19 protein-coding genes are annotated in these 16,824 nt (G+C 68.7%); 9 read left to right on the top strand and 10 right to left on the bottom strand.

Annotated features, from left to right (window positions below; translation table 11 throughout):
• Window positions 1–14: 14 nt before the first annotated feature.
• Window positions 15–455 (top strand): oxidoreductase, encoded by a 441-nt coding sequence (locus ACLJOO_RS00250; RefSeq protein WP_410784700.1) that lies wholly within the window; start codon window positions 15–17, stop codon window positions 453–455.
• 43 nt (window positions 456–498) lie between these two features.
• Window positions 499–1,293, top strand: coding sequence for a class I SAM-dependent methyltransferase (locus ACLJOO_RS00245; protein WP_410784699.1), 795 nt, complete (start codon window positions 499–501; stop codon window positions 1,291–1,293).
• On the opposite strand, the gene ACLJOO_RS00240 is transcribed toward ACLJOO_RS00245, so the two are convergent.
• Together ACLJOO_RS00240 and ACLJOO_RS00235 are read right to left on the bottom strand one after the other, a co-directional pair.
• Window positions 1,247–1,921, bottom strand: a complete 675-nt coding sequence (locus ACLJOO_RS00240; protein ID WP_410784698.1) for a uridine kinase — start codon at window positions 1,919–1,921, stop codon at window positions 1,247–1,249. The two genes, ACLJOO_RS00245 and ACLJOO_RS00240, sit on opposite strands and share 47 nt — an antisense overlap.
• Entirely contained in the window at window positions 1,908–2,396 is a 489-nt protein-coding gene (locus ACLJOO_RS00235) for a hypothetical protein (RefSeq protein WP_410784697.1), read from the bottom strand. Before ACLJOO_RS00235 ends, ACLJOO_RS00240 begins: the two co-directional genes overlap by 14 nt.
• 208 nt (window positions 2,397–2,604) lie before the next feature.
• On the opposite strand from ACLJOO_RS00235, the gene ACLJOO_RS00230 reads away from it, so the two are divergent.
• Window positions 2,605–3,114: an SseB family protein gene (locus ACLJOO_RS00230; RefSeq protein ID WP_410784696.1), complete on the top strand. Its 510-nt coding sequence runs from the start codon at window positions 2,605–2,607 to the stop codon at window positions 3,112–3,114.
• A gap of 65 nt (window positions 3,115–3,179) precedes the next feature.
• Here the strand turns inward: ACLJOO_RS00230 and ACLJOO_RS00225 are convergent, their stop codons facing one another.
• From ACLJOO_RS00225 to ACLJOO_RS00215, 3 genes are read right to left on the bottom strand one after another with little or no spacing between them, the layout of a single operon-like run.
• Entirely contained in the window at window positions 3,180–5,699 is a 2,520-nt protein-coding gene (locus ACLJOO_RS00225) for an ABC transporter permease (RefSeq protein WP_410784695.1), read from the bottom strand.
• A 60-nt stretch (window positions 5,700–5,759) separates the two neighbouring features.
• Window positions 5,760–6,506 (bottom strand): ABC transporter ATP-binding protein, encoded by a 747-nt coding sequence (locus ACLJOO_RS00220; RefSeq protein ID WP_410784694.1) that lies wholly within the window; start codon window positions 6,504–6,506, stop codon window positions 5,760–5,762.
• Window positions 6,503–6,928 (bottom strand): DUF1707 domain-containing protein, encoded by a 426-nt coding sequence (locus ACLJOO_RS00215; protein ID WP_410784693.1) that lies wholly within the window; start codon window positions 6,926–6,928, stop codon window positions 6,503–6,505. The genes ACLJOO_RS00220 and ACLJOO_RS00215 overlap by 4 nt, the downstream gene beginning before the upstream one ends.
• 139 nt (window positions 6,929–7,067) lie before the next feature.
• Here ACLJOO_RS00215 and ACLJOO_RS00210 point away from each other — a divergent pair, with 139 nt between their 5' ends.
• Entirely contained in the window at window positions 7,068–7,784 is a 717-nt protein-coding gene (locus ACLJOO_RS00210; protein WP_410784692.1) for a TetR/AcrR family transcriptional regulator, read from the top strand.
• Here the strand turns inward: ACLJOO_RS00210 and ACLJOO_RS00205 are convergent.
• Both ACLJOO_RS00205 and ACLJOO_RS00200 read right to left on the bottom strand, forming a co-directional pair.
• The gene (locus tag ACLJOO_RS00205) at window positions 7,781–8,941 is read right to left on the bottom strand and encodes a glycoside hydrolase 5 family protein (RefSeq protein ID WP_410784691.1); all 1,161 of its coding nucleotides are present in this window, start codon (window positions 8,939–8,941) and stop codon (window positions 7,781–7,783) included. The genes ACLJOO_RS00210 and ACLJOO_RS00205 overlap by 4 nt on opposite strands.
• A gap of 49 nt (window positions 8,942–8,990) precedes the next feature.
• On the bottom strand, window positions 8,991–10,007 hold the full coding sequence (locus ACLJOO_RS00200) for a LacI family DNA-binding transcriptional regulator (RefSeq protein WP_410784690.1): 1,017 nt from the start codon (window positions 10,005–10,007) through the stop codon (window positions 8,991–8,993).
• 84 nt (window positions 10,008–10,091) lie between these two features.
• Between ACLJOO_RS00200 and ACLJOO_RS00195 the strand changes: the two genes are divergently transcribed.
• Genes ACLJOO_RS00195 through ACLJOO_RS00185 form a run of 3 tightly spaced genes read left to right on the top strand, consistent with a single transcriptional unit; the run spans window position 10,092 to window position 13,167 of the window.
• Window positions 10,092–11,387: an ABC transporter substrate-binding protein gene (locus ACLJOO_RS00195; protein WP_410784689.1), complete on the top strand. Its 1,296-nt coding sequence runs from the start codon at window positions 10,092–10,094 to the stop codon at window positions 11,385–11,387.
• Window positions 11,387–12,265 carry a carbohydrate ABC transporter permease gene (locus ACLJOO_RS00190; RefSeq protein ID WP_410784688.1) on the top strand — a complete coding sequence of 293 codons (879 nt, stop codon included), beginning with the start codon at window positions 11,387–11,389 and terminating at the stop codon, window positions 12,263–12,265. Before ACLJOO_RS00195 ends, ACLJOO_RS00190 begins: the two co-directional genes overlap by 1 nt.
• Window positions 12,262–13,167, top strand: coding sequence for a carbohydrate ABC transporter permease (locus ACLJOO_RS00185; protein ID WP_410784687.1), 906 nt, complete (start codon window positions 12,262–12,264; stop codon window positions 13,165–13,167). The genes ACLJOO_RS00190 and ACLJOO_RS00185 overlap by 4 nt, the downstream gene beginning before the upstream one ends.
• Before the next feature lie 67 nt (window positions 13,168–13,234).
• Here ACLJOO_RS00185 and ACLJOO_RS00180 read toward each other — a convergent pair whose 3' ends face one another.
• Window positions 13,235–13,609 carry a hypothetical protein gene (locus tag ACLJOO_RS00180; RefSeq protein ID WP_410784686.1) on the bottom strand — a complete coding sequence of 125 codons (375 nt, stop codon included), beginning with the start codon at window positions 13,607–13,609 and terminating at the stop codon, window positions 13,235–13,237.
• Between the two features lie 116 nt (window positions 13,610–13,725).
• Window positions 13,726–14,586, bottom strand: coding sequence for a phosphotransferase enzyme family protein (locus ACLJOO_RS00175; RefSeq protein WP_410784685.1), 861 nt, complete (start codon window positions 14,584–14,586; stop codon window positions 13,726–13,728).
• 88 nt (window positions 14,587–14,674) lie between these two features.
• Between ACLJOO_RS00175 and ACLJOO_RS00170 the strand changes: the two genes are divergently transcribed.
• Together ACLJOO_RS00170 and ACLJOO_RS00165 are read left to right on the top strand one after the other, a co-directional pair.
• Window positions 14,675–15,349: a TetR/AcrR family transcriptional regulator gene (locus ACLJOO_RS00170; protein WP_410784684.1), complete on the top strand. Its 675-nt coding sequence runs from the start codon at window positions 14,675–14,677 to the stop codon at window positions 15,347–15,349.
• Between the two features lie 2 nt (window positions 15,350–15,351).
• Window positions 15,352–16,434: an FAD-dependent oxidoreductase gene (locus ACLJOO_RS00165; protein ID WP_410784683.1), complete on the top strand. Its 1,083-nt coding sequence runs from the start codon at window positions 15,352–15,354 to the stop codon at window positions 16,432–16,434.
• A gap of 5 nt (window positions 16,435–16,439) precedes the next feature.
• On the opposite strand, the gene ACLJOO_RS00160 is transcribed toward ACLJOO_RS00165, so the two are convergent.
• Window positions 16,440–16,814, bottom strand: coding sequence for a DUF1844 domain-containing protein (locus ACLJOO_RS00160; RefSeq protein WP_410784682.1), 375 nt, complete (start codon window positions 16,812–16,814; stop codon window positions 16,440–16,442).
• Between the last annotated feature and the right edge of the window lie 10 nt (window positions 16,815–16,824).

The raw sequence follows: 16,824 nt of genomic DNA, 5'->3' as shown, positions 1-16,824 counted from the left end.
CACTGTTGCGTCGTATGGAGACCGTTTACGAAGCGGCGGGTGGGGCCGAAGGCATGGTACGGCTGGCGGCTGAGTGGCACGAGCGGGTGATGGCGGACGAGGTTGTCAGCCACGCGTTCCACGGCGGGGCGAAGCCGGATCACACCGAGCGGCTGGCGGCGTACTGGGGCGAAGCTCTGGGCGGACCGCCTGCCTACACCGAGGCGTACGGCGACGAGGCGTCGGTGCAGCGCCTGCATGCCGGGAACGGCGAGCACGTCGAGATGAACCACCGCGCGATCGCCTGCTTCGACGAGGCGGTGATCGCGGCCGGCATCGACGACGAGCGGACCCGGTCCGCGCTGCACGACTACTTCGCCTGGGCGACCTTCAACACGATGTACCGCCACCGCACCGAGGACATCACCGACGACCAGCCCGTCCCGCGCTGGTCCTGGGACGGACTCCAGCTGTGACGGACCGCCGCGCGCGGGCCCACAGCTGGGACGGGCTGCCGTCGTGACGGACCGCCTCGCGCGTCTCGCCCGGAGCTGGGACGAGGCGGCCGAGGGCTACGAAACGTACTTCGTCCCACGCTTCGCCCCCTGGGTCCGGGCCGCCGTCGACGAGCTCCACGACGTACCGGATGGTCCGATCCTGGTGCCGTGCTGCGGGACATTTCCCGAGCTAGCACTGCTAGCGCCACGGTTTCCCGGCCGCCGGATCGTCGGCATCGACCTGTCCGCCGGGATGGTCCGCCTGGCCCGCTTCCGGGCTGCCGGAAACCCGCTGGTCGAGGTCGTCCAAGGAGATGCCATGACGCTGGACCCAGCCTGGTCTGCCGCGGCTGTGGTCTCCGTCTTCGGCCTCCAGCAGCTCCCCGATCCTGTCACCGCGATCCGGTCCTGGTACGAGGTACTCGGGCCCGCCGGCCGCCTGTGCGTCGTCTACTGGCCCGTGAACACGGAAGACACCGGTCCGTTCGCCGTTCTGGACAAGGTGATCGACGCCGGGCGTGACAGTTCCTGGGAGGACGGTCTGATCCCGGCCCTCGACGGTGCGCTGATCGAGCGCGACGTACACCTTCCGTTCCCGATGACCCATCCCGGCGCGGCGGCGTACTTCGATGCCGCCAACCACGCCGGCCCGTTGCGCGCGCTCGCTCTGGCGCGCGGCGACGACTACATCGCGGAACTCCGCGCGAAGTTCCTCGCGGAAGCGCCTGCGGGCGAGTGGACACACCACCCGCGGGCGCGGTTGATCTCAGTCAGGAAGCGGCTGAGTCGTGAGGCGGTAGCGCGACCGACTTCGTGACGAGTTCGAGCGCCGGGTCGAAAGGTGTCGACGGGTCGCCGTCGACGATGACGTGGGCGCGGGAGCGGGTGGCCTGGTCGGCGAAGTGGTCGCGTTCCCAGCGCATCCACTCGAGCCAGTGGTCGCGAAGGGCCTCGCCGTCGCGTTCGATGCCGCGGTCCAGGCGGACCTCGTTCGACGTCTCGACCCAGAGCCGCAATGCCTGCCAGTGCGCCGCGTCCCGGTCGCAGGCGGTGACACCTTCGACGATCAGCAGGTCCACGGTGTTCGGTACGACGTGCAGCTCGGCGTACGCGCCCTGGTACCAGTCGTACCGCCGGTACCGTCCTTCGCGGCCGTCGGCCAGCCGTTGCAGGACGTGATCGCGGAGCAGCGCGAAGCCGCGTTCGGCTCCGGCCCAGCCGTCGTACAGGTCGTCCATGTGGATGACGTACGTGTTCAGGTCGCGGGCCTTGGCGCGGGCCTCGAGGGCGGCGGCGACGGTGGTCTTGCCGGATCCGGCGGGGCCGTCGATACCGATCAGCCTGGTCCTGCCGAGGCGCGGCGCACCGGCCTGGACGTTGTCCAGCAGCGAGTCGATGGTCAGGGGGTTCGGGCCTTGGTCAAGGGCCTTGTCAGTTGATTCCATGGCGCTTCAGGATGTCCTCGATCTCGTCGAACTCCGACGATTCCTGCTGCTTCGCCTTCCCCTTTGACGGCTTGGCAGCTTTGGCGGTGGTGGCCGACGCGGGCTCCGGGCCTGTTGACGTCAGCTCTCCCGCGGGCGAGGCGGGTTTCTTCTGTGCCTTCTGGTTCCCGCCGCGGCCCCGGGCCACACCCGAGACGACGTACAGCACGACCGAGACGCCGAACAGCGCGACTCCGGACCACACGGTCGGCGAGAAGATCAGGTGGGTGACCCAGCTCACGGAGGAGCGGACCACGTCCCAGACCAGTTCCAGCAGACCGGTCAGGTACAGCGAGACCGGCAGCAGGGACCAGGCCACACCGCGCGTGCCGGCCGCGATCCCGCGGCGCCGCCAGGCGAACCACGAGCCGATCAGACCGAGCAGCGTGAGGCCTACGCAGAACGGCAGCAGCGTCAAATCGTTGAAGTCAGGCACATACCCAGGCTCGCACAGTTGGCGCGCGATCCAAGAGGGGAACAGCCCTGACCCACCCCTGAAAGAGGATTGCCGATCCCCAGGCCATCACAATCGGCGCCCGGACCCCGGCGTGAGCGCGGCAACCGCTTGCGTCGCGCAGTTGTGATGGCCTGGAGATCCGGGGGTTGATGAGTGGCGGCGGTCCGGGTCCGGCGACAATGCAGGCATGCAACCAGAGCGGCGACTGGCGTTCACCGGGTTCGACAACGACGACGGGTCGGCGGACCCGGCGCTGGCTCACGCGCTCGCCGGCGGGGACGGGGGAGCGGTGCTGGCGGCGCTGACCAAGGCACGGCTGCTGGTGCCGGTGGTCGCGATGCTCGGCGAGGTCGAGTACGACGAGAACGGGTTGGCGCACGACAAGACGTCGGACATGGCCGTCGCGCTGCTCCAGGGACAGGACGGGCGGAACGCGCTGCTCGCGTTCACGGGCACCGAGGCACTGACCCGCTGGAGTCCGGACGCGCGCCCGATGCCGGCTCAGGCGCAGCTGGTCGCCACCGCCGCGATCCAGGAAGGCGCGGCCGCGATTGTGCTGGACATCGCCGGCCCGGCCGCGAGCGTGATCGAGACCGACGACGTACGACGTCTGGCCGCCGGCCTCCAGGTAGTCCGACTGGAAGACGGCGGCTACGCGTGGATCGAACCGGCCGGCTCAGACCCCTCCAGCACCTGAGCCGACCGGCACGCCCTCTTTCCGGAAACAATCTGTCGCCAGGTGACGTTTTCTTTCCGGAAAGGTCAGCCCACTGGGGAGCTGAGCGCGTCCATGGGCTTCGGGCGCATCGCGATCCGGCCGGTAATCGCGGTGGTCGGAAGCACCAGGAGCAGAACCACCGCGATCCAGGCGACCAGGATCCAGACCGGTCCGGACGGGATCGGCCAGCCGCGGGTCGCCAGCGCGATCGGGAACACGGTGAACGCTGCGGTGACCAGCCCGGCGACCAGTCCGAGCGCCGCGATCAGCAACCCTTCGAGCGTCAGCATCCACGACACCTCCCGCCGGGTCGACCCGGTCAGCCGTTGCAGTCCGAACTCGCGCCGCCGGTCCAGCACCGCGACCGCGATCGTGTTGATCGACGCGATCGCCGTGTACGCGACCGCGATGGCGGCGAGCAGATAGCCGATCCAGGCGTCCACGCCGAGCCCGGTGTCCAAGCCTTCACCGAGCAGTTCGCGTCCACCGATCGTCGTACCCGGCCACTTCGACAGGTCCGGGTGCAGCTTGGTGCTGGTCTTCAGCAGGAGCTGGCTCGGCAGGCCGCTGGTCGTGTGGGCGGCCAGCAGTGGCGCCGGGAGCAGAAGGGACTCGTAGCCGGACGGTCCCTCGACAAGGGCGACAACCTTGACCTTGACGAGGGCGTTGTCACCCAGGCGGACCCCGATCTCCGAGCCGACGCCGACCTTGAGCTTCTTCGCCGTACCCGGCGGGAGCGCCACGCTGTCACCGGTCAGGTCGTCCAGCGAACCCTGCTTCACCTTTCCCGTGTACACCGGACCGCTCAGGCCGAGCAGCGGCCAGGCGTCGCTGGTGTGCGACTTGTCGTACGGCTCCTCGATCCAGCCCTTGCTGCGGACCAGTTCCGACACTGCGGTGACTCCTGGCATCGACCGGGCCGCGTCGGTCAGCGATGCTGGGATACCGCCCGAGGTGGAGGTGATCACCACGTCGCCGGACAGGTTCTTGGTGAACGCGTCGACGGCGGCCTGCTGCTGGGTCGTCTGCGAGTAGATGTTGCCGATGGCAATCGCCGTCGCGATGGTGATCGGGACCAGGATCGCGCCGAACTGCACTGCGCGGACCCGCAGGTTGATGACCGCGAGCGTTCCGCTGGTTCCGCGCTTCTCGACCAGCCGGGTGATGCGGGGGAGCAGCGCCCGCTGGATCACCAGCGGCGCGAGGACCGCGACCGCGATCGACCCGGTGAGGCCGGCCGGCCCGCCGATCGCCGCAGCGTTGGCCGGGCCCATGAACGGCGTGGACAACGCGATCGCCGCTGTCGCACCGGCGAAGACGAGACCGATGATGATCCGCACCCGGCTCAGCGCCACGTTCGGTACGGCGGCCTCGGCCAGCGCCTGGATCGGGCGGATCCGGGCGGCCCGTCCGGCGGCGAAACCGACCGTCACCCGCAGTACGGCGAACGCGAGCACGGTGGCACCGGCGAACGGGAGCGGGCCCTGGTCGAACCGCAGCTGTGACGGCACGATCCCGCCGTCGGCCAGCATTCCGAAGATCCAGGTACCGGCGATCCGGCCGCACAGCAGGCCGAGGACGAGCCCGATCACACCGACGACCATGGTCTCGGCGATCACCATCTTGCCGACCTGCCGCGGGGTCGCGCCGCTGGCTCGGAGCAGCGCTAGCTCGCGGCGGCGCTGGCGCACCGACAGCCCGATCGTGGCCGAGATCACGAGCGCCATCACCACAGCCACCATCCCACCGAAGACGCCGGACATGATGATCAGCGGCAGACCCGTCGCGATCCCCGAGAACTCCGCGACGCCGCGCTCGTCTCCCGTGTACGCCTTCACGCCTGTCGGCAGATCGAGCCGCTTCGCGAGCTCCCGTACCGACGTATCGTCCGCCGGGAACACCCCGATCGCATCCACGCCCTCCGGGGTGTCAGCGTCGGCGAAGAAGATCGACGGTACGTCGACCTGGTGCTGGGCGACCGCGATGCCTGCGAGGGTGAAGGTGCGCGGCTCGCCGCCGACGGTCACAGTCACCCGATCGCCGGGCTTCGCGGCACCCGCCAACCGGTTGTCCAGCACTACCTGCCCAGCCCGCGGCGCCCGCCCGGTAGTCAGTTGGTACGGCGTGAGCGCAGCCGAACTCCACGCGTGCCCAGAAAGCACCGCACCCGCGCCACCCGAGCCGGGGGTGGTGGTTCCGCGAGGCGTTCCGGATCGGCTGGGCGTGCCCGGGGTGGTCGAGGTGACGACGGCTGGGAAGGAGCGGTCTGCGAGGGTCGCTCGTACTCCTGGCGTACCGGCGAGCTTAGTGACGAGGGTGGGGTCGATGCGGTGGCGTTCCGGGAAAGGGGCGGAGCCGCTGCCGTTGGGTGGGTGGTAGGCGGCGTCGCCGGTGACCACGATCGGGGCCGCGGACAGTCGTTGGGGTGGGGCGTTCAGGCGGAGGCCGGTTTCGAGAAGCCCGCCGGCGGCGCTGAGCAGCGCCCCGCCGAGCAGGACCGCGACGAAGATCGCGAGAAAGGCGGCGGTCCGGTACCGGAGCGTGGTGACGGCGAGGCGGAACATGAGCTGGTCTCCCTCGGTGCGGTGGGTTAGCTGGACGAGACGCAGGGTGCGGTGGGTGAGTCAGGCGGGCTTCGGGCGGCGGGTGGTGCTCAGGTGGGCGAGTTCGGCGGCGACGGTTTCGGGGGTGGGGTGGGTGGTTTCGGCGACGATTTGGCCGTCGACGAGGAACACGACGCGGTCGGCGTACGACGCTGCGACGGGATCGTGGGTGACCATCGCGATGGTCTGGCCGAGCTCGCGGGACTGGTCGCGGAGCAGCGTCAGGACCTCGAGGGCGGTGGTGGTGTCCAGTGCGCCGGTCGGCTCATCGGCGAACGTGATCGCGGTCCGGCCGGCGAGGGCCCGGGCGATCGCCACCCGCTGCTGCTGACCGCCGGACAGTTCGCTCGGCCGGTGCTTGACGCGCTCGCCGAGGCCGACCCGCCGGATGACCTCGGTCACCCAGGCGTCGTCCGGCTGCTTGCCGGCCAGCGTCATCGGGAGTACGACGTTCTGCCGCACCGTCAGCGCCGGCATCAGGTTGAACGACTGGAAGACGAACGCGACGTGCTCGCGGCGCAGCTCGGTCAGCGAGGTCTCGTCGAGGCCGCGCAGCGACCGGCCGGCCAGCTGGACGTCACCGGCCGTCGGAGTGTCCAGACCGGCCGCGCAGTGCAGCAGTGTGCTCTTGCCGGAGCCCGACGGGCCCATCACCGCAGTGAAGCTGCCGGCGACGAAGCCGTAGGTCACACCGGCCAGCGCGTCGACCGCGCCGGGTCCGGTGCCGTAGACCTTACGGACATCGTCCAGTTGCACCGGGGCGCTCACGGTGCGACCAGTACGTCGGTCTTGCGGTGGTAGGTCTCGTTGGTCCACCACAGGATCGCCACGATCGCACCGAGGCCGAGGTCCGACCAGAGCCACCACGGGCCGTCGAAGTGACCGAAGACCGCCAGCGCCAGCCAGACCACGAACTGGACCACACAGGCGACCAGCCAGACACCAGTGACGGCCTGGAGTGCCACCGTCAGCCCGCGGGGAGGTGCTGCGTTCGCGACGCCGGACAGGATGCCCCGGAGCTCGCCGCGGGTCCGGGCCGCGAGCACCTGCTCGTGCCGGTCACTCGCCTGGGACGGGGTGAGTGCGGCCTGCCGTACGGCGCTGTCCAGCTTGGCGATCGCGGCGCGCCGGTCGGCGTCGGTGAGCTGGACCTGGTCCGGCGTCAACAGGGCTTCGAGGATCGTGTTCATGAGAGGAGGTCCTTTCGGGGTTGTTCTGACACAAAACAGCGTAAGGATTGAACAGTTATCCCCGCGCGGTGCTCAGGACCCGTTTCGAGGTGGTGCTAGCACCCCTGTTCCTGGGGGTACATCAGGCAGGATGGGAGGTATGACCGAGGACCGCGGGGAACTGCCGCCGGGGCTCGCCCTCTCGTGGGGCGTGCTGCCGGTGCAGCGGCGCGGGCCGAAGCCGGCGCTGTCGATCGAGCAGATCGTGGCCACCGGCATCGAGTTCGGCGACCGGTACGGGTTCGAGGCGATCTCGTTGCAGCGGATCGCGGCGCACCTGGGCGTCACCACGAACGCGATGTACCGCTACGTCCGGTCCAAGGAAGAGCTGATCGTCCTGGTCCACGACAAGGCGGTCGGGCTGCCCCCGGAGCTGCCGTCCGGCTGGCGTGCGGCGGCGATCGCGTGGGTGGACGCGCAGGTCAAGTTGTACGAGGAGCGCCCGTGGCTGCTCGACGTACCGATCCGCGGCGCGCCTGTCACGCCGAACCTGTTGCGCTGGGTCGAGGTGATGCTAGCGGCGCTAGCGGAGACCGGGCTCAGTCAGCACGACAACCTCGGGTGCCTGGTCCTGCTGGACGGGTACGCGCGGAACTACGCCGGCCTGGCGCGGCAGCTCGGGGCGGCCGATCACGCGCCGGTGCAGGCGGAGCAGGTCGGTCAGTTCCTCGTCCCGCGGCTGATGGAGGGCGGGTATCCGACACTGGTGTCGCTCTATCTCAACCAGGAGTACGAGGACGAGCTCGACGACGACCTCGAGTTCGGTCTCGCCCGCATCCTCGACGGCATCGACGTACTGATCGCGAAGACGCCCTAGGGTAAGGCGATCCGCACCGGTCCGTTGCTGCGGGCATCGACCCACTGCAGGTGGAATTCGCTGCCGGGGGCAACTTCCGCGCGACGTTCCGGCTCGGTGCGCAGGTTGATCGGCCCGGTCAGCGTGCCGGCTTCTTGCGGCAGTACGCCGTTCGCCCGCACCTCGGCGATCACGTCCGCGAGCGCCTGTGCGGCCGGTTTGCGCTGGTGGTCGACCGTGAACAGGCCGAGGTCGTACTCGCGGTCCGGGAAGTCGAGCAGCCGCCGGTCGATGTCGTGCGAGGACCACCACGTCACGCCGTACAGGGCCGGGTTAGGGAGGACGGTCTCGACGGTCCGCCGGGTGAACTCGGCCTGCAGGTCGACGGGGATGTCCGGCCCAGGTACGCCGATCTCCTGGAGCCAGACCGGCCGCTGCGGGTCGAGGGACTTCGCGAGCTCGATCAGGTAGTCGGCGTGGGTGAGCGTGGCCGGACCCAGGGGACCGTCCACTCGTGAGACCCCGTTGAAAACCCACGAGTGGACAGTGGTCAGGTCGCCCAGGTCCACCGCGTCGGCGGGGTGGAACGGATGGTCGCCCTTGTACCAGGCGTCGTCGAAGACCGAGTGCAGGGCGAGTACGTCGGGTGCCGCCTTCTTCACCGTCGTCAGCAACTCCTGCGCCCACGCGGTCGACGCCTCGGGCGTGGTGGAGCTGTCCGGCCAGAGGTTGTTGACCTCGTTGCCGAGCGTGATCGCGAAGACGTTCGGCTTCGTCGCGACCGCGCCCGCCACGGCCTCGACGTACGCCGTGAGACCGTCGCGGACCGTGCTGTCCTCGAACAGGCTGCTCTTGTGCCAGGTCAGCACCCACGACGGGAGGAAGTCGAAGCTGGACAGGTGCCCCTGGATCAGGTCGACCGCGACGGACAGGCCGTGCTCCGCGGCGGCGTCGATCGTGTCCAGCAGGTCGGCGATCGCCTGCTCGCGGATGATCGCCCGGTTCGGCTGGATCCACGGCCAGACCGGGAACACCCGGACGTGGTCCAGGCCCATCCCGGCCAGGTCCGCGAAGTCCCGCCGTACCGCGTCGCCGTCGTAGTCCAGCCAGCTGTAGAACCATCCCGCCGAGGGAACGTAGTTCGCGCCGAACCGGGGCGTGACGGTCTCCGAAGCCATGCCGAGGATGCTAAATCGGTTTAGGCCACAAGAGCAACTACGGTCCGGATCAGCTGGGAGGCGCGGTGGACTCGCGGACCGTGAGGACCGGGTCCGGGGTGCGGCGGTTCACCACGACGGCGGGGTCGGCGATGGTCTCGAGGAGGACCTCGGCGGCCTGGCGGCCGAAGTCGAAGGTATCGCGGGACAGCGCCGTCAGCGCGGGGTGCATGAGCTGGGTGAGGATCGAGTCGTCGAACGCGACGATCGACAGGTCGCCGGGCACCGAGACGCCCATCTCCATCGCGACACCGAGGCCCGCGACCGCCATCACGTCGCTGTCGTAGACGATCGCGGTCGGGCGATCGGACTGGGACAGCAGCTTGCGGGTGATCGCGGCGCCCTCAGCGTCGCTGAAGTCCGTGGTCAGCGAGGGGGCGTCGAGCAGTCCGAGCCGGGGCGCGGCGTCGCGGACGGCGCGGATCCGGCGCTGCGTGTGCTGGAAGTTCGGCGTACCGGCGACATGGGCGATCCGGCGGTGACCGAGGGCGGCCAGGTACTCGACGATCGACAGCATCGCGTCGCGGTCGTCGGCCCAGACCGAGGCCAGCGCGCCCTTGCCGCCGCGGCCGCCGATCACCACGGCCGGCAGTTCGAGCGCCTTGAGCGCGTCGACCCGCGGGTCCTTCACGGTCAGGTCGACCAGGATCACGCCGTCGACCCGGTGCTCCGACGCCCACCGCCGGTACACCTCGATCTCGGCCGCGGTGTCCTCGACGATCAGCAGTTGCAGCGAGATCGACTCCGCCGACAGCCCCGACTGCACGCCGGACAGCAGGTGCGCGAAGAACGGCTCGACCCCGAGCGTCCGCGCCGGCCGCGCGATCACCATCCCGACCGAGTCGACCCGCGACGCCCCGAGCGCGCGCGCCGCGCTGTGCGGCCGCCAGCTCATCTGCTCGGCGATCTTCAGGATCCGCTCGCGGGTGGCGTCGCTGACCCCCGGCCGGCCGTTCAGCGCGAACGACACCGCACCCTTGGACACCCCGGCCCTGGTCGCGATGTCAGCGATCGTCGGTCTCGCCATCGTGATACCTCCTGCCCTTGACAGCGGATTCTACGATGTGGATAGTTCGGGAGCTATACCGGTTTATCAATTCCAGGAGATCCCATGCGTAGACGCCGTCCGGCGCTCGTGGCAAGTCTTGCCGCCGCCGCCCTCACCCTCGCAGGTTGCGGCCTCGGTTCCGAGGACTCCGGCAGCAGCGGCGGCGCCAAGCCGACCGTCGACGCGAACGCCCAGGTGACCGGTGAGGTCAGCTTCCAGACCTGGGCGCTGAAGCCCAAGTTCACGTCGTACGTCGAAGGCGTGATCAAGGCGTTCGAGGCGAAGTACCCGGGCACGCACGTCACCTGGCTGGACCAGCCCGGCGACGGCTACGACAAGAAGGTGCTGAGCCAGGCGTCCGCCGGCTCGCTGCCGGACGTGACGAACCTGCCGCCCGACTTCGCCCTCAGCCTGGCCAAGCAGAACATGCTGCTCGACGTCGCCGCCGCGGACCCGAAGATCAACGAGGAGTACGTCGAGGGCGGCGTGCAGGCGTACCAGTACCAGGGCATGGACGGCACGTTCGGCTACCCGTGGTACCTGAACACCGACATCGACTACTGGAACGCGACCAAGTTCGCCGCGGCCGGCCTGGACGTGAAGAACCCGCCGAAGACGTTCGACGAGCTGCTCGCGGCCGCGAAGACGATGCACGACAAGACCGGCGGCAAGGAATACCTGATGAGCCGGCTGCCGGGCATCGGCGACTTCACCAACGCCGGGATCAAGATCCTCTCCGACGACGGCAAGAAGTTCACCTTCAACACCCCCGAGGCCGCCGCGCTGCTGGACAAGTACCGCGACGCCTACAAGGCCGGGTACATGCCGCGCGACATCCTGACCAACGAGTACCTGGGCAACTCCAAGCTCTTCACCCAGGGCAAGGTCGCCTGGACCACCGGCGGCGGCAACGCGATCCAGGACTTCATGAAGGACAACCCGTCGCTGAAGGGCAAGGTCGTCCCGTCGCCGGCGCTGGACACCCCGCCGCTGTACGTGCAGGGTCTGTCGGTCTCGGCGAAGACCAAGAACCAGGCCGCGGCGATCGCGCTCGCCCGGTTCGTCACCAACGCCGAGAACCAAGCCGCGTTCGCGAAGATCGTGAACATCTTCCCGTCCACCAAGGCGTCCGCCTCCGACCCGTACTTCTCGAAGTCCGACGGTACGCCGGAGAGTGACGCGAAGGTGCTCGCGTTCGAGTCGCTGGCCAAGGCCAAGGTGCTGCAGCCGCCGGTGATCAGCGGCGCGACCAACGACTTCATCGGGCAGCAGATCTCGCTGGCGATCTCCGGCAAGATCTCGTCCCAGGCAGCCCTCGACGCGGCGGTGGCGAAGGCCAACCAGCTCCTCACGCAGTAATGCGGTACAACCGTTGGTTCACCCCGTGGGTGCTGGTGATTCCAGCACTCACGTGGTTACTGATCTTCAACCTGTGGCCGTCGATCAACACCGTCATCCTGTCGTTCACGAACGCCAAGCCGATCGGCGGCGGCCACTTCGTCGGGCTGAAGAACTTCGAGACCCTGCTGCACGACGAGCAGTTGCGGTGGGCGCTGCTGAACAGCGTCATCTACATGGTGGTCTGCCTGCCGTTCCTCACCATCCTGCCGCTGTTCCTCGCCGTACTGGTGGAGAAGAAGCTGCCCGGGATCACGTTCTTCCGTACGGCGTTCTACACGCCGGTGGTGGCGTCCGCGGTCGTGGTGGCGCTGATCTGGCAGTGGATCCTGGACGACCGCGGCCTGGTCAACGGACTGGCCGAGAAGCTCGGGGTCATCTCCGGGCCGCTGCCGTTCCTGTCCGACCAGTGGTTGTTGTTGCTGAGCGCAATCAGTCTGACGATCTGGAAGGGGCTCGGGTACTACATGATCATCTACCTGGCCGCCCTCGGGAACGTCGGGCGTGAGCTGCACGAGGCGGCCGCGGTCGATGGCGCGGGGCCGTTGCGGCGGTTCGTGCACGTGACGGTTCCCGGCGTACGGGGGACGATGATCCTGATCTCGATCCTGATCTCCGTGTCGGCGCTGCGGGTGTTCTCCGAACTGTTCATTCTCAGCGGCGGCAAGGGCGGTCCGGGTGGCCGGGACAACTCGGTCGTGATGCTGATCCAGCAGTACAGCCAGGGCTTCGAGGGCAACCTCGGGTACGCGTCGGCGTTGTCGATCGTGCTGTTCTTCGTCACCGTCGTACCGATGCTGGTGCTGGCCCGTCTCAACCGCCGGGGAGCCGAAGCATGACGACTGTGACCGATCGGCCGCAACAGACCGTGGCTACCGAAGCGCCGGTACGACGGCGTCGTTCGTCCGGGTTCAACTCGGTGTCGCCGCGGGAGAAGGTCGCGCGGTACGTCCTGCTGGTGTTCGTGCTGCTGATCACGATCGGGCCGTTCCTCTGGCAGCTGTCGACGTCGCTGAAGGGATCCGGGGAGGACATCTACACCCGGATCCCGCGGCTGCTGCCGGCGCAACCGACGTTCGACCACTACAAGGAGGTCACCGACACCATCCCGGTCTGGGACTACGCGCGGAACTCGCTCGTGGTCGCCTTCCTGGTTGTCGGCGGCAACGTGATCGGCGCGTCGCTGGCCGGGTTCGCGTTGTCCCGGTTGCAGTTCCGTGGCCGCAAGATCGTCCTCGGCCTGTTCCTGGCGACACTCGTGCTGCCGGGTGAGGTCACGATCATTTCGCAGTACGTGACGGTCCGGGAGTTCGGGCTGGCGAACACGCTCTTCGGGGTCGCGCTGCCCGGGATGATCGGTGCGCTGAACGTTTTGCTGATGTACAACGCGTTCCGGTCGCTGCCGGTCGAAGTCGATCAGGCGGCGGTCGTGGACGGGGCGAACGCGTGGCAACGGTTCCTGTACATCGGTCTGCCGTCGGTGCGCGGAACGATCAGCGTCGTTGCGATCTTCGCGTTCATCGGCGCGTGGGACGACTTCCTTTGGCCGCTGATCGTGCTGACCGATCCGGACAAGTACACACTGACCGTCGGCCTGCAGTACCTGTCCGGCACGTTCAGCAACAACCCGCGACTGATCGCGGCCGGCACGATGATCGCGTTCATCCCGATCGTGATCGTCTTCGCCACCCTGCAACGCTTCTTCTTCAAGGGCGTCGAGGAAGGCGCGGTCAAGGGCTAGCTTTTCAGTACGGCGAACCGGCTCCGACCCTGCAAAGTCGGAGCCGGTTCGTTGTTGTCCGGCTACTTCACGAGCACGATCGAGTTGATCGGCGTGTAGTCGTGCGGGAGGTACTCGCCGGTGTCGCGGTAGACCGGGCCGCAGTTGGTGCCGTTGTAGCCGTGCAGATCTTGAAGCCCGCGCCGCCGGTCTGGCTGTTGATCGTCGTCTTGTACCCGGTCACGTTCGACAGGTTGTGCGCGCCGTAGCTGTACCAGATGTTCTTGCTCAGGATGCTGCCGTTGGGCTCCCGCAGACACACCGCGCCCGACGGGCAGGTCGCCGTCGTACCCGCGGTCGCCTCCGCCGCGTCCGTCGCCGCGCTGGCAGTCGGTGCCAGTGCCACGCCCGTACCGATCACAGCGGCAGCGATTCCAGCGGCAGTCATCGCAAACTTGCGCATGGTTTCCCCTTAACCTTAAGGGCCCCCCGAGTGAAGACCCACCACCGAAGCTAGTTCGCGAACTGGGTCGCCGGAACCGCGGTCGAGCCTGTTTCGGCCAGGCCCGAAATGGGTTGTCAGCGCATCCAGGTCTCGGTGAAGTCGACCCAGTGGGTGGTGTCGGCGGGGGTGTGGTGGCGGATCGACCAGTCGACCTGACGTAGCGACATGTGGGCCCAGTAGAGGCGCAGTACGGCGGGGTTGAGGGTGTTGTCCAGGAGTTCGTCGTACCAGGTCAGGTCTGCGTCGGGGAGACGGACGTGGGCGTCGAACCGCAGGGTGACGAGTGCGAACAGGCGGTCGCCGCGGCCGATGCCGTCCCAGTCGACGATGCCAGTGATGCGTCCGGCGTCGGTCAACACGTTGCCGGTGTGGAAGTCGAGGTGTACGAGATCGTCGCCGGTCATGCCGCTCGGCTCGTCCCGGCCGACCTCGTGGATCCAGTTCAGGAGCCTCCGCGTGCGGTCGTCGTACCGCTGAAGGGACTCATGCAGGCAAAAGCCGGGACCGCTCTCGAGCAGGTACATCGACGGGACGGCCAGATCGGGCGCCAGACCGGTGAATTGCTCGGTCAGGTTGATCATCGACTCCAGCAAGGCTCGGTCGACGGTCTCGGGCGGCCGGCCCGGCAGCCGCTCCTGCACGACGCCGACGCCGTCCGGCAGTTCGGCGAGCAACTGGTACTGCGGAACAGGCAGCCCACCGCGCCGCGCCGCCTCGAGAACCTCCGCCGTACGCCGAAGGTCGCCGAGGGAACCGAATCCGCGCGTCAGTACGCCGTCCCGCCCGTCCGGCCACCGCACGAACGCGGCCCCGACCTCGCCCCCGCCCGCCGGCCCGATGAACTCCAGCCCAGCACCGCTCGCCTGATTGACCTCCACCAGCAACTGCCGCGCATCGAGCTTCGCAACCGGACCGGGAATCTCATCGGCAGCCACGGTTGCCGACCGTACCCGGGACGACCGCCGCGCCACCATCGCATTCGACGAACTTGTTCGTAACGAACATGTTCGTTACTGTGGGGACATGACGGATGAGCCGAAGAGTCGACGCGAGCGGCCGGCCAAGGGGGCGCTGACGCGGCGTGGGATCGTGGCGGCGGCGGTCGACGTGATGCGCGCCGAAGGGCTCGGTCGGGTCACCATGCGGCGGCTGGCGAAGGAGCTCGACACGGGGCCTGCCTCGCTGTACGTGTACTTCCGCAACGCAGCCCAGCTGCACGCCGCCGTACTCGACGAGCTGCTCGGGTCGGTGGATCTGTCACCCGTCGACGCGGACGGGGACTGGCGGGATCGGCTCGAGGCGGTGCTGGCGTCGTACACGCTGGTGCTGTTCGAGTATCCGAGCCTCGCGCAGTCGGCCGTGAGCGCTCGGCCGTCGGGCCAGAACTATCTGAGGCTGGTCGAGTCGATCCTCGCGCTGCTCGACGAGGGCGACGTGCCACCCCGCCAGGCGTCTTGGGGAATCGACCTGCTGCTGCAACTGGCCACCTCGACCGCTGCCGAGCACGCGGGTGGCGACGACCCGGAGGCATGGAACGCCGTGGCCGCCGCCTTGCGGGCGGTCCGGCCCGAGACGCATCCGCGGATCGCGGCCCTGGGGGAGGACCTGCTGAGCGGAGCGGGACCGGACCGGACCTCCTGGGGCGTCCGCGCACTGATCAACGGAGTGCTCACCACTCCACGCACAGAAGGAGAATGAGCATGATCGCGATCATCGGCGCCGGTCTCGGCGGTTTGACGCTGGCCCGGATTCTGCACGTCAACGGCATCGAAGCCGTTGTCTACGAGCTGGACGAGTCACCGACCGCCCGCACGCAGGGCGGCATGCTCGACATCCACGAAGACTCCGGCCAGCAGGCGCTGCGCGCGGCCGGTCTGTACGACGACTTCCTCCGGCTGATCCTGCCCGGCGCCGAGTCGATGAGGATCTACGACCGCGACGGCGTACTGCGTCTCGCGGAGGACGGCGACGAGGGCCGGGGCCGCCCGGAGGTGCATCGCCGGGACCTGCGCGATCTGCTGATCGGCAGCCTGCCGGACGGCATGATCCGGTGGGGCTCGAAGGTCGTCGAGGTCACCGCCGCACGAGAGGTTCGGCTGGCTGACGGGAGCACGTTCACCGCCGACCTGGTCGTCGGCGCGGATGGTGCGTGGTCCAAGGTCCGGCCACTCGTCTCGGACGCAACCCCGGCGTACCTGGGTCTCTCCTTCGCCGAGCTGAATCTGCTCGATCCCGAGGCGCGGCACCCCGAGAGCGCAGTGCTGATCGGTGGCGGGATGATGATGGCCCTCGGCGACGGGCGCGGCTTCCTGGCGCACCGTGAGCCCGACCGCCTGCATGTGTACGCCGCCGTACGAATGGATGCGGACTGGTCGGCCGACCAGGTCACGAAGGAGACCGTTCTGGCCGAGTTCAAGGACTGGGACGACCGGTTCCTCCGGCTCGTCCGCGAGGCTGACGGCGATCTGACGCCCCGCGCGATCCACGCCTTGCCGATCGGACACCGCTGGGACCGGGTTCCCGGCGTCACCCTTCTCGGCGACGCCGCCCACCTGATGTCGCCGTTCGCCGGCGAAGGCGCCAATCTGGCGATGCAGGACGGAGCCGAACTTGCTGCCGCCCTCATCACCATGTCTGACACCGAGGCCGCGCTGGCGACCTACGAATCAGCGCTCTTCCCCCGAGCTGAAGTCTCCGCCGCCGAATCCGCCCAGAACCTGGAGATCTCCTTCGCTCTCGACGCCCCCGCCGGCATCCTCAACTTCTTCGCCGGCATGAGCTGAGCTGCCTAGGCGCGGGTGGCGGGGTAGACCGCGCCGGTGTACTTCTCGCCGGGGCCTTGGCCGGGCTCGTCCTGGATGGTGCTGGCTTCGCGGAAGGCGAGTTGGAGGGAGCGGAGACCATCCTTCAGCGGCGCCGCGTGGTGGTGGCCGAGTGAGGGGGCGGCGGCGTCGAGGAGGCCGGCCAGCGAGTCGATGAGCGAGCGGGCCTCGTCGAGGTCCTTGTGGTCGGGGAGGTCCGCGGCCAGGCCGAGGTTGACCGCGGCGGCGCTCATCAGGTGCAGTGCGGCGGTGGAGATGATCTCCACGGCGGGGACCTCGGCGATGTCGCGGGACGCGGTCGAGAGGGGGTCGGGCTGTGAGGTGGCATCTGCGTCGGTCATGCTGCTACTC

This window comes from Kribbella sp. C-35, from assembly GCF_046549195.1.
GTDB lineage: Bacteria > Actinomycetota > Actinomycetes > Propionibacteriales > Kribbellaceae > Kribbella.
This window is presented reverse-complemented; position numbering and strand designations above follow the sequence as displayed.

Excerpts from the sequence above, each read along its gene's own strand:
- ACLJOO_RS00250 (WP_410784700.1), top strand. The coding sequence starts at position 15 with ATGGAGACCGTTTACGAAGCGGCGGGTGGGGCCGAAGGCATGGTACGG.
- ACLJOO_RS00240 (WP_410784698.1), bottom strand. The coding sequence starts at position 1,921 with ATGGAATCAACTGACAAGGCCCTTGACCAAGGCCCGAACCCCCTGACC.
- ACLJOO_RS00230 (WP_410784696.1), top strand. The coding sequence starts at position 2,605 with ATGCAACCAGAGCGGCGACTGGCGTTCACCGGGTTCGACAACGACGAC.
- ACLJOO_RS00225 (WP_410784695.1), bottom strand. The coding sequence starts at position 5,699 with ATGTTCCGCCTCGCCGTCACCACGCTCCGGTACCGGACCGCCGCCTTT.
- ACLJOO_RS00215 (WP_410784693.1), bottom strand. The coding sequence starts at position 6,928 with ATGAACACGATCCTCGAAGCCCTGTTGACGCCGGACCAGGTCCAGCTC.
- ACLJOO_RS00210 (WP_410784692.1), top strand. The coding sequence starts at position 7,068 with ATGACCGAGGACCGCGGGGAACTGCCGCCGGGGCTCGCCCTCTCGTGG.
- ACLJOO_RS00205 (WP_410784691.1), bottom strand. The coding sequence starts at position 8,941 with ATGGCTTCGGAGACCGTCACGCCCCGGTTCGGCGCGAACTACGTTCCC.
- ACLJOO_RS00200 (WP_410784690.1), bottom strand. The coding sequence starts at position 10,007 with ATGGCGAGACCGACGATCGCTGACATCGCGACCAGGGCCGGGGTGTCC.
- ACLJOO_RS00195 (WP_410784689.1), top strand. The coding sequence starts at position 10,092 with ATGCGTAGACGCCGTCCGGCGCTCGTGGCAAGTCTTGCCGCCGCCGCC.
- ACLJOO_RS00190 (WP_410784688.1), top strand. The coding sequence starts at position 11,387 with ATGCGGTACAACCGTTGGTTCACCCCGTGGGTGCTGGTGATTCCAGCA.
- ACLJOO_RS00185 (WP_410784687.1), top strand. The coding sequence starts at position 12,262 with ATGACGACTGTGACCGATCGGCCGCAACAGACCGTGGCTACCGAAGCG.
- ACLJOO_RS00180 (WP_410784686.1), bottom strand. The coding sequence starts at position 13,609 with ATGCGCAAGTTTGCGATGACTGCCGCTGGAATCGCTGCCGCTGTGATC.
- ACLJOO_RS00170 (WP_410784684.1), top strand. The coding sequence starts at position 14,675 with ATGACGGATGAGCCGAAGAGTCGACGCGAGCGGCCGGCCAAGGGGGCG.
- ACLJOO_RS00165 (WP_410784683.1), top strand. The coding sequence starts at position 15,352 with ATGATCGCGATCATCGGCGCCGGTCTCGGCGGTTTGACGCTGGCCCGG.
- ACLJOO_RS00160 (WP_410784682.1), bottom strand. The coding sequence starts at position 16,814 with ATGACCGACGCAGATGCCACCTCACAGCCCGACCCCCTCTCGACCGCG.